Origin of the sequence: Schleiferilactobacillus shenzhenensis LY-73 (assembly GCF_000469325.1) — a bacterium.
Classification (GTDB): Bacteria; Bacillota; Bacilli; order Lactobacillales; family Lactobacillaceae; genus Schleiferilactobacillus; species Schleiferilactobacillus shenzhenensis.
Genome location: NZ_KI271604.1, coordinates 34929 through 46490, shown reverse-complemented (window position 1 = coordinate 46490; position 11562 = coordinate 34929). Strand labels below are relative to the sequence as shown.

Genomic DNA, 11562 nt, shown 5'->3' with positions numbered 1-11562 from the left:
GTAGAGCGCTTGACTGTTAATCAAGATGTCGTCAGTTCGAGTCTGACAACCGGAGTTGATGAGACGAGTAGATCGTGCATCAAGATTTCGACCTGGAGAGTTGTCCGAGAGGCCGAAGGAGCATGATTGGAAATCATGTATACGGGCATTAACCTGTATCGAGGGTTCGAATCCCTCACTCTCCGCTAATGGAACCGCCATAATCCTTTAATAAGAGGATTATGGCGGTTATTTTTTGCCTTTTGGGGTACGATAACGCTCAAAAAAACCCGCGGATTTTTTGTATTATCGGGCGATATAAGCATATTTGAATGTATTCAATTGTTTACATCATGTCCCATTCTACGTAATATTACGCAACGTAACATCTCTGTAATTTACGTCACGTAATCATAATAGTCATCCTCAGCCCTTATGTATCAACGATTTGCACAGACACTACGCATGTATGGAGCAAACTTCCCTTGCCAAATAGTTTCACCGTGTTATTATTAATCTCGACCTGAACGAGAGGTTAGCAATGAGCACAGTTTACGTGAAGTTCAATCGATGATCGACACTCGGAATTCAGAGAGGATGCATCTATTTTATGTCTTACAAGAACACACTTTTCTCCATTGGTTTAAGCGCCGCTGCACTGATCAGTACCTTAGCGTTGAGTCACGGCCAAGCCCAAGCGGCGACCACTGGGACAACGACGTACAAAGACGGGGCGACAACAGTCTGGAATGCCCCTTCCTTCGGTACCGCGGCTCGGTACTTGGGGCAAGGCCAGCAGGTGACCATCACCGGCAGCAAGACCGTTGACGGCACCACGTGGTACCAGATTGGCCAGAATGAGTGGGTCCCGAGCATCTACATGCAGTCCAGTGACGATACTGCAGCAGCAACGACCAACACGGCGGCCGCTGTGGGTTCGGTCAAGGTCAACTACACCGCTGGGTCGACCACCGTGTGGACTGGCGTGGACAGCGGCCAGGCCGCTGGTTATCTGGCACCGGGCGCAACGGCCAGCTACACAGAGACACAGCAGGCTAACGGTTTGACTTGGTACCACATCAGCAATGGCTGGGTCCCCAGCAAATTCGTGAGCGTTGTCGGCACTGACGCCGCGACCACTGCAACGAATACTCAGACGCAGCAGCAGTCTGCTGCTCAGCAAGCGCAGCAGGCACAACAACAGGCCCAAGCCGCTGCCCAGCAGAAGCAGCAAGCCGCTCAGGCCGCTGCCGCCCAACAAGCGCAGGCCCAAGCCGCCCAGACGGCTTCCGCGCAGCAGAGTCAGCAGGCTGCCCAAAGCCAGGCCCAACAGTCCGCGACCCAGCAGCAGGCAGTGACCGCCACCGCTAATACGGCCGCGACCACGCAGCAAAGCAGCACCGCAGCGTCAGCTGCCAGTGCCACGGTCAAGGTCAGCTTCTACGATCCGGCCGCTCTCGGGTCCGGTATGGGCTATAACGGCGTGGCCGCGAACTTGGCTAAGTATCCTAAGGGGACCCACCTGAAGATCACCCTGGCCGACGGGACTGTGCTGCACCGGGTCGTCAACGATACCGGTTCGTTCGTCGCCAGCAATCCCAACCAGATCGATCTGGCGTGGCCTAACGCTTCCATTCCTTCTTATGGTGTCACGACCGCTTCGGTCAGTGTTGAATAATTCATCCCTGCAGACGCACAGCAGCCAGGTTCCGGGCATTTGGCCCAGGACCTGGCTGCTTTTTTGATCCATGAAGAAAGCCGGCTCCCCGCGCGGATGAACCGGCTTTCTTTTCTATCTTGATCTTAGATGGCTTGGGTGGCGAAGCTGCGGGCTTCCAACACCTGCAGGATGGCGTCGGCGGTGTCCAGGCTGGTCATCAGGGGGACACCGTGCATGATGGCGGTCTCGCGGATGCGGAAGCCGTCGCTGGTGCTGGTGCGGTCCATCGTCATCGTGTTGATGACGAGTTGGAGGCGGTGTTCGGCGATGGCATCGAGGATGTCGTTGGGGGCCTTGCCGGCAGTCTCCCTGGCGGCATTCTCAGCCTTGGGTTCGGAGACCTTGGCCATGGTTTCGGTACGGATACCGGCAGCGGTGAGGGCCTTGGCGGTCCCGGCGGTGGCGGCGATCTGGTAGCCGACTTCGTGGAAGCGGCGGGCTAGGGCGACCGCCTCCGCCTTGTCGCTGTCCTTCACCGTCAACAGCACGGTGCCGAAGGCGGGCAGGTGGGTGTGGCTGGCTTCGAAGGCCTTATAGAGCGCCTTGGGCAGGGTGGTGTCGCTGCCCATCACCTCGCCGGTGGACTTCATCTCCGGTCCCAGCAGGCTGTCCACCCGGTTCAGCTTATTGAAGCTGAAGACCGGCGCCTTGACGTGGATCTCGCCGTGGTGCGGCTGGAGACCCGGAGTCAGACCCTGGTCGATCAGCGACTGGCCGAGGATCGCCCGGGTAGCTACTTGGGCCATGGAGATCCCCGTGACCTTGCTTAAGAAAGGCACGGTCCGGCTCGCCCGCGGGTTGACTTCAATACAGTAGACCTGGTGCTCGTGGACAATGAATTGCACGTTCATGATGCCCACACACTTCAGGGCGCGCGCCAGCTGGGTGGTGTACGTGGTGATCTGGTCGATGATGTGCTGGTCGAAGTGCTGGCTAGGGTAAACGGCCATGGAATCGCCAGAGTGGACACCGGCCCGTTCGATGTGCTCCATAATGCCGGGGATGACGACGTGGGCGCCGTCGCTCAAGGCATCGACTTCACATTCCCGGCCGACCAGGTACTGATCCACCAGGACGGGGTGGTCGTGGGAGACGGCGACGGCTTCGTCAATGTAGTGGGCCAGTTCGTCCGGGTCGTGGACGATTTCCATTGCCCGGCCGCCCAGGACGTATGAAGGCCGCACCAGGACGGGGTAGCCGACTTTTTCCGCGACGGCTAAGGCTTCCGCTTTCGTGGTGGCGGTGCCGCCCACCGGCTGGGGAATGGCCAGCTGCTTGATGACGGCGTCGAACAAGTCCCGGTCTTCCGCCCGGTTCAAGTCTTCGACCTGGGTACCGAGAATCTTTACACCCCGGGCCGCCAGCGGTTCTGCCAGGTTGATGGCCGTCTGGCCGCCGAACTGGACGATGACGCCCAGTGGTTTCTCCACGTCGATGACGTTCAGCACGTCTTCCAGCGTGAGCGGTTCGAAGTACAGCTTATCTGAGATGGAGAAATCCGTGGACACCGTCTCCGGGTTGCTGTTCATGATGATGGCTTCATAACCGGCCCGCTGAATGGCCTTCACGGAATGGACGGTGGCGTAGTCGAATTCCACGCCTTGGCCGATCCGGATGGGACCGGACCCGATCACCAGGATACTGGGCTGGTCGCTGCGGCTGCTTTCTGTCTCCTGCTCATACGTACTGTAGAAATAGGGTGTCGTGGAGGCAAATTCGCCGGCACAGGTGTCCACCATCTTGTAGACGGGAACCAGCTGCTGGGCCTTTCTCGCAGAGCGCACGTGGTCGGCATCGGTCTGCCAGAGGCGGGCGATGGTGGCGTCGGCGAAGCCGTTGCGCTTCGCGGTGCGCAGGATCGCCGGGTCGTTGACGTGGGCGGCCAGTTCCCGCTCCAGCTGAATGATGTGCTGGATCTTGGCCAGGAAGAAGGGGTTGATGTGGGACAATTCGGCGACTTCATGCACACTGTAGTCCCGGCGGAAGGCTTCCGCCAGGTAGAACAGCCGCTCGTCGGTGGGGGTAATGAGGTGGTCGGACAGGTCCTGCTCGCTGATGTGGGTGTACTTTTCCCGGTACAGGTGAATAGCGCCGACTTCTAGGGAGCGGGTGGCCTTGAGCAGGCTCTCTTCGATGTTCCGGCCGATCGCCATGACTTCGCCGGTGGCCTTCATCTGGGTGCCTAGGGTGCGGTCGCCGTGTTCGAACTTATCGAAGGGGAAGCGGGGGATCTTGCACACGACGTAGTCCAGCATCGGCTCGAACTCGGCGTAAGTGGCCTTGGTAATGGGGTTCTTGATCTCATCCAAGTGCAGGCCGACGGCGATCTTCGCCGCCATCTTGGCGATCGGGTAGCCGGTAGCCTTGGAGGCCAGTGCACTAGAGCGGGAGACCCGGGGATTGACTTCGATGATGTAATACTGGAAGGAATTGGGGTCTAGGGCCAGCTGCACGTTGCAGCCGCCCTCGATCTTCAGCGCCCGGATGATGCGCAGGCTGGCATCTCGCAGCATCTGTACTTCCTTATCGGTGAGCGTTTGCACCGGGGCGAAGACGACGGAGTCACCGGTATGCACGCCGACCGGGTCGAAGTTCTCCATGTTGCAGACGACCATCGCGTTATCGGCGGCGTCCCGCATCACTTCGAATTCGATCTCCTTGAAGCCGGCGATGGACTGCTCGATGAGGATCTGGGTCACCGGGCTCAGGCTCAGCCCGTTCTCTGCGATCGTCGCCAGTTCCTCGTCGTTGTGGGCGATACCACCGCCGGTACCGCCCATGGTGAAGGCCGGGCGAATGATTACCGGGTAGCCGATCTGGTGCGCCACCGTATAGGATTCTTCCATGGTCGTGGCGATATGGGATTCAGGAATCGGCTCGCCCAGTTTTTGCATGAGCTCCTTGAACTGTTCCCGGTCTTCCGCCTGGTTGATGGCCGTCAGCTTGGTGCCCAGCAGTTCGATGTGCAGTGCGTCCAAGATGCCGCTTTTAGAAAGGGCCATGGCCAGGTTCAGGCCAATCTGCCCGCCCAGTGTCGGCAGGATGGCGTCCGGCCGCTCCTTGCGCAGGATGCGGGAGACGAATTCCACCGTCAGGGGCTCGATGTAGACCGTGTCGGCAATTTCCTTGTCGGTCATAATGGTCGCCGGGTTGGAGTTGACCAGCACCACTTCGTAGCCTTCTTCCCGCAAGGCGAGGCAGGCTTGGGTGCCGGAATAGTCGAATTCCGCGGCTTGGCCGATGATGATCGGGCCGGAACCAATGACGAGGATCTTGTGAATATCTTGGCGCTTAGGCATGGGTCGCGGCTTCCTTTCTTTGTTCAGCGAACGTGGTCATCATATCCATGAAGTCATCGAAGAGATGGTCAGCATCGTGGGGACCCGGATTTGCATCGGGGTGGAACTGCACGGAGAAAGCCGGGTATTCCCGGTGGCGCAGCCCTTCCACGGTGTGGTCGTTGATCTCTTCGTGGGTGATGAGCAGCGTGTTCTGGTCGACACTGTCGGCGGCGACGGCGTAACCGTGGTTCTGGCTGGTGAAGTCGATGCGGCCGGTGGCGATCTCCCGCACCGGGTGGTTGAACCCGCGGTGGCCGAACTTCATCTTGAAGGTGTCGGCGCCGTTGGCCAGGGCAAAGAGCTGGTGCCCCAAGCAGATGCCGAAGAGGGGAATCTGACCCTCGATCGCCCGGATCATGGGCAGGGCGGAGCTGACGTCCTTGGGATCCCCAGGGCCGTTACTGAGCATGACGCCGTCCGGATCCAGGCGCTTGATCTCTGCTGCGGTGGTCTTGGGCGGGACGACGATGACGTTGCAGTCCCGCTTGGCCAGGTCGCGGAGAATACTCTGCTTGAGGCCGAAGTCGACGACGACCACTTTCTTACCGGTCCCCGGGACGGGGTAGGGCATCGTGGTGGCGCTGGTCAGGACTTGGTTGGTGGGCAGCTGGGCATCTTTCAACGCGGTGGCCGCTGCGTCATCGGCGTGGTCCACCAGCATCGCCTTCATCGTGCCCACCGTGCGCAGTTTCTTGGTCAGAGCACGGGTGTCCACCCCCTGGATACCGGGCACGCCGACTTCCCGCAGGTACGCGTCCAGGGTCATTTCTGACCGCCAATTCCCGGTGACCGTGGCGGCTTCCCGGACGACAACGCCCTTCACGGTGGGCGTGATGGTCTCGTAATCGTCCCGGTTGATGCCGGCGTTGCCAATCAAGGGGAAGGTAAAGACGATGATCTGGCCATTGTAACTCTGGTCGGTGAGGGTCTCTTGGTAGCCGCTCATCCCAGTGTTGAAGACCAGCTCGCCCATGGCCTGGATATCAGCGCCCAGGGCCTCGCCGCGGAACACGGTGCCGTCGGCGAGGATCAAATCACGTTCTGTCATCGATTAACGTCCTTCTTTCTGTGCGGCAGCGTAGACCAGTGCGCCGCTGACAATGGTGGCCACGGTGCGGCCGTAGACCTGTTCGCCAATGAAGGGCGAATTCTTGCCCTTAGAAAACCAGGTGGCGGGGTCGATCGTGTACGGGGTATTCAGGTCCATGATGGTCAGGTCGGCCGGGCCACCGACTTGGACGTGGCCGGCGGGCAGACCGAAGGCACTCGCCGGGATCGTGCTCATCCGGGCAATCAGCTGGGGCAGGGTCATCTGACCGGTGCGCACGAAGCGCGTGTAGAGCAAGGGGAAGGCAGTCTCCAGACCGACGATTCCGAACGCGGCGGTGCGCATCGTCCCGCCCTTGTCAGCGACGGTGTGGGGCGCGTGGTCAGTGGCGACCATGTCCAGCGTGCCGTCCAGCAGACCGGCGATGACCGCCAGCCGATCCGCGTGGCTGCGCAGCGGCGGGTTCATCTTGAAGTTCGGGTCGTCACCGGTGATGTCGCTGTCTTCCAATAATAAGTGATGCGGTGTCACCTCGGCGGTCACGTGGACCCCGGCGGCCTTCGCCTGCCGAATCAAGGCGACACTCTGGCGGGTAGAAATGTGGCAGGCATGGTAATGCACGCCGGTGGCAGCGGCCAGATCCAGGTCCCGGGCCAGCTGACTGGACTCCGTCTGATTGGGCATGCCGGGCAGGCCCAGCTGGTCGGCCACCGGCCCAGCGTTCATGACGCCGTCCGCGCGCAGGCTCTCATCCTCAATGTGGGCGGCCAAGGGGGCGTCAACGGCCCGGGCGGCGGCCATGGCGGCCATCATCGTGCGGGCGTGCTGCACGCCGACACCGTCGTTAGAAAAGCCCAGAACACCTAGTCTTTTGAAAGCCGCGTCGTTCACCAGCTGGTCGCTGCGCAAGCCATCCGTGATGGGGGCCCATTGCCGGGTGTGGACGACGCTTTCGGCGGCATTCTTGGCCAGCTGCGCGGCAATCTTTTCCTCTTCATCGGGCACCGGGGTGACGTTGGGCATTGCGACAACGGTGGTGAACCCACCGTGGGCGGCAGCCCGGCTGCCCGTGGCAATCGTCTCTTTATCTGTCTGACCGGGATCGCGGAAGTGGACATGGACATCAACGAGGCCGGGGAAGACCGTCTGACCGGCGGCGTCAATGGTGGGGGTGCCGACGGGCACGGTCAAGTCGGTACCAATCGCCGTGATGACGCCGTTAGTGATGCGGATATCGCCAGTGAAGCTCTCAGGCCCCACGACGGCGGCGTTCTTGATCAGCAGATTCTTCTTTTCGTTGGCCATCGTTATCTCCTTTCACTCATTGCCGGGGCAGCGGCGCCGACCTCGCCGAAGCGGCGCGCATGCATGACCGCTTCCAGCATCGCCATGCGCATGAAGACCCCGTTGTGCATCTGCATGAAGATGCGCGACTGGGGCGCCTCCACCAGGTCCGAGGCCAGTTCCACGTCCCGGTTCACCGGCGCCGGGTGCATAATGATCGCCCGGGATTTCATCGTCTGCGCTAAGGCGTCCGTCACACCGTATTTTTGATGGTAGCTTTCTTTAGAAAAGGCCCCGCTTTCGTCCGCGTTGAACCGTTCCAGCTGGACCCGCAGGAGCATCAAGACGTCGACTTTCGGTACCAACTCCGCCAGCGGCAGATAGGGACCGAACTGTTTGTATTCCGGTGAGAACCACTTCTCGGGGCCGGAGAAGAAAATGTTGGCGCCCAGCTTGGTCAGCATCTCGGCGTCGGAGTGGGCCACCCGGGAGTGGCTCAGGTCGCCAACGATGCCGATGTTCAAGCCGGTGAAGCCGCCGAACTCCTCGTGAATGGTCATCAGATCGAGCATCATCTGGGACGGGTGCTGGCCGGCCCCGTCACCGGCATTCACGATGGCCAGCGTCGGGCTGGCCGCCAGCAGCGGCTCGTAATACGCATCGGCCGGGTGGCGCATGACGGCGATGTTGATACCGATAGCCGCGAGGGTCTTGATGGTATCTTCCAGAGTCTCGCCCTTGGTCACCGAGGAGTGGCTGGGGTCGAAGGGGATGACCGTCAAGCCCAGCTTTCTCTCCGCCATCTCGAAGCTGGTATGGGTACGGGTACTATTCTCGAAGAACAGGTTGGCGGCATACACCGGACCGTGGGCGGGGACGGGGGTACCGTGCTTGAAGCCTTCCGCGCGATCAATCAATTGCATGGCGTCAGCGGGGCTGACTTGGTGGGCAGAAACGAAATTGGTAAACATGGGGTGGCCTTCTTCTTGTAGGATGTTGATGGGACCCGGCGATGAGTGCGGCTGACGGCAGAAAAAAACGCCCTCTACCCAGTTGGATAGAAGGCGACCAATAGTCGATCTGTCAGTAAGCGGCGCACCGCGACCTTCTAAGCCTCTCTGGACTCAGTTAAAGGTTCATCAAATTGTGTACAGCATACCGGAATGCGGGGGCTGTGTCAAGACGTGCTGACAATCAGTAAGTCTCTCCGAATGGGAGGACGATCAGCGGTTCGCGTGATCCCTTGCGACGTGGTCAATATACAGACCCCCGCCAATTAACGCATAGGCCGCCAGAGTGACGACAAGCCATAACGGTAATGTTCCTCGGATGTAGGAATTCAACGTTGTCGGAGAGTATGGCCAGAAGATGGCCGTCGTGACCACCGCGAAGAGAGGGACCGCTTGCCAATTAGAAGGATGGGGTTGACTTTGGTAAACTTTCTTTCGAAAGATGACCAAACTGACGGCATAGCCTCCCAGAAGGAGAAGGATAACAATTCCGAAGACTGTATTAGTCATTTCTAACCGCCTTAACTTAACGGAACGAAGAAGCAAACGTCACTTGGATTGGTTCTATTGTTTTCGAACAAGAAACCCATAGGCAGAGTATGTAACACAAGGTGTGAAACAATCCAGACTGTCTTTACCAGTCATTGCATCGCCCGGGGCTTCCACAGCATTTGAATAAACTCCGGTCCAACGATAGTGAGCGATGCAATTAATGACCTACTGACCACATTGACGGGAAGACGGTAGCATGCCCCAACGATCAGGAGGATGCTGATGGCTCGCCATAGGAACACTAGCCACTGTGAGAAACGGTGCTTATCGGTCATGGTGTATAGAAGGCCTGATAGTCCAACAATCCAAAAGCCAACCGTTTGAAATGTATAGGGTGTCATGCTGCTACCTGCTTTCTAAATATTGTCAGCATTTCAGTACTATATGATGGCTATCCGCCACGACTCCCTTGGTTTGTCCAAAAAACTGGAACTGACAACCCCGCTCGTGACAAGTAGTCATGTACCAAGTGTAACTACAAGACTGTATCACTGACAGTGATATGAAGCAATCAAAGAACGCCATGATTGTCGTAAAATTTATGTAAATTCAGCATTGTAACTGCACATTCGTTGTTCCAATTCTCCTACTCAATGTTTACCGTTTGACCGAGAAATGTGTATTGCTATTGCAATCGAGCCAAGGCACTTTCTTTGTTTACTCAATTGTTACATTTCTGAATAAATTTACATATTGTTTACCAAAACCATGTCATATCGTGAAGCAAGCCCTGTACACTGGGAATCGTTAAAGAAACGAACAAAACTCAATGAGGTGTAAATCATGAAAAAGGGTATTTTGATCAGTGCGATCGCGCTGACAGTAGCGGGTCTGTTGGCCGGCTGCGGCAGTCAGAGTGCATCCACGAAGTCCAGCACAGCCAAGGGTCAGACTCAAACCAGTACCACATCCGGGAAGATCGTGGCGGTCGGCTCGACGGCTTTGCAGCCACTGGCGGACGCCGTGGCGAAGGACTTCCAAGATAAAAGCCCCGGCGTCACGATCAACGTCCAGGGCGGCGGTTCCGGTACCGGCTTGGGTCAGGTTGCCCAAGGCTCAGTGAACATTGGTAACTCTGATATTTTTGCAGAACAAAAAGACGGGATCGATGCGTCGAAGCTGGTTGATCACCAAGTCGCCGTCGTCGGCATGGGCCCCGTAGCGAACAAAGATGTGGGGGTCACCAACTTGACCATGAGCCAGTTGCGCGACATCTTCACCGGCAAGATTACCAACTGGAAAGACGTTGGCGGCAAGGATCAGAAGATTACTGTTGTTAACCGGGCGGAAGGTTCTGGTACTCGGGCAACCTTTGAAGCTTCCGTACTGGATGGCCAAAAGGCCGTGAAGTCTCTGGAGCAGGACTCTAACGGGACTGTCCAGAAGATCGTCTCCACGACGCCAGGCGCCATCAGCTATTTGGCCTTTTCTTACTTCAACAGTGACCTCACTGCCTTAAGCGTTGACGGTGTGAAGCCCACCGATGCCAACGTGACCACGAACAAGTGGAAGATTTGGTCCTACGAGCATATGTATACGACTAAGAAAGCCGACAGCGCGACGAAAGCATTCATCAAGTACATGCAGTCTGCTGCGATCCAGGACAGCGCTGTTAAGAAACTGGGTTACATCAGCATCCACAACATGAAGGTGGTGAAGGATGCCAACAATAAGGTAACGGACAAGTAATTGTCCCATTCTCTCTCAAACAGGATCTTCTTCCGCAAGCAGATTCTGAGCTAGACAACCATGCACAGCCAGCGACCGAACCCGCTGGCTGTTTTTTGTGCAGAGGGCGAAACCGAGCGGGAGAAGCGTAGGGATAAGGGCGAAGGCGGGGAAAACCCGTCCTTAGGTTTTACCCGCCTTCGCCCTTATCCTCTAGCTTCTGCTCGGTTTCGCCCGTTTCCAGAGTGCCGCCGACCTTCGACGTTAGCTTCTGCCCGCCGCGACCCGTTTCCAAGGCCGTTGTCATTTATCCCCCGCATGGCGTACCCTAGACCCGAGGTGACTACCCATGGATAAAAATCTCGTCAAAATCAGCAAACGCCTCTCCTTCGCCCTCCGCCACCATCCGGAAAAGTTGGGCCTGCAGCTCGACGCCTACGGCCGGGTACCGCTCGACACGCTCCTGGAGCATTATAATGCCCATTATGGCACACCCATCGACGAAGCCATGATCCGCCGTGTCATGCGCCAGAGCGACAAGCAGCGCTTCGCCGTCGAAGGGGGCCAGATCCGTGCCCTATACGGCCACAGCATCCCAGTCAAGCTGCTGCAATCCCCAGCCGCGCCGCCGGCGGTGCTGTACCACGGCACGTCCCACGCCGCCGCCAAATTCATCGTCGATGAAGGTTTGAAGAAAATGGACCGGGACTTTGTCCACCTTTCTGCCACCATTTCTATGGCTGAAAGCGTCGGCCGGCGGCGGGACAACCAGCCAGTCATCTTCCAGGTGGCCGCCAAAGAGGGGGCGGCAGACGGGCTGCTTTTCTACCCCACGGAGAGTCACATCTGGCTGGTGGACAGCGTGCCGCCGCAGTATCTGAGCCTTCTCAAATAATCGGGTCGAAAAGGGTTGCATTCACCCGGGATCTTCCCGTATAATATTTCAAGTCAGCAGCGTAC

General features: G+C 58.2%; 7 protein-coding genes and 1 tRNA gene. 4 read left to right on the top strand and 4 right to left on the bottom strand.

Annotation, left to right across the window (positions count from 1 at the left end; translation table 11 throughout):
* The first annotated feature begins 94 nt into the window (after positions 1-94).
* Positions 95-185: transfer RNA gene (locus L248_RS12465), tRNA-Ser, on the top strand.
* A gap of 404 nt (positions 186-589) precedes the next feature.
* Complete coding sequence (locus L248_RS12460) at positions 590-1657, top strand: SLAP domain-containing protein (protein WP_022530601.1); 1068 nt, start codon at positions 590-592, stop codon at positions 1655-1657.
* Between the two features lie 125 nt (positions 1658-1782).
* Here L248_RS12460 and carB read toward each other — a convergent pair whose 3' ends face one another.
* Genes carB through L248_RS12440 form a run of 4 tightly spaced genes read right to left on the bottom strand, consistent with a single transcriptional unit; the run spans position 1783 to position 8343 of the window.
* A complete protein-coding gene (gene carB / locus L248_RS12455; RefSeq protein WP_022530600.1) occupies positions 1783-4998 on the bottom strand; it encodes a carbamoyl-phosphate synthase large subunit in 3216 nt (1071 codons plus the stop codon).
* Entirely contained in the window at positions 4991-6088 is a 1098-nt protein-coding gene (locus tag L248_RS12450; RefSeq protein ID WP_022530599.1) for a carbamoyl phosphate synthase small subunit, read from the bottom strand. The genes carB and L248_RS12450 overlap by 8 nt, the downstream gene beginning before the upstream one ends.
* A 3-nt stretch (positions 6089-6091) precedes the next feature.
* Positions 6092-7372 carry a dihydroorotase gene (locus L248_RS12445; RefSeq protein ID WP_040536749.1) on the bottom strand — a complete coding sequence of 427 codons (1281 nt, stop codon included), beginning with the start codon at positions 7370-7372 and terminating at the stop codon, positions 6092-6094.
* A 23-nt stretch (positions 7373-7395) separates the two neighbouring features.
* The gene (locus L248_RS12440; protein ID WP_022530597.1) at positions 7396-8343 is read right to left on the bottom strand and encodes an aspartate carbamoyltransferase catalytic subunit; all 948 of its coding nucleotides are present in this window, start codon (positions 8341-8343) and stop codon (positions 7396-7398) included.
* Positions 8344-9717: 1374 nt separating this feature from the next.
* Between L248_RS12440 and L248_RS12425 the strand changes: the two genes are divergently transcribed.
* Together L248_RS12425 and L248_RS12420 are read left to right on the top strand one after the other, a co-directional pair.
* Positions 9718-10623 (top strand): phosphate ABC transporter substrate-binding protein PstS family protein, encoded by a 906-nt coding sequence (locus tag L248_RS12425; RefSeq protein WP_022530596.1) that lies wholly within the window; start codon positions 9718-9720, stop codon positions 10621-10623.
* A gap of 328 nt (positions 10624-10951) precedes the next feature.
* Complete coding sequence (locus L248_RS12420; RefSeq protein ID WP_022530594.1) at positions 10952-11497, top strand: RNA 2'-phosphotransferase; 546 nt, start codon at positions 10952-10954, stop codon at positions 11495-11497.
* Positions 11498-11562: the final 65 nt, after the last annotated feature.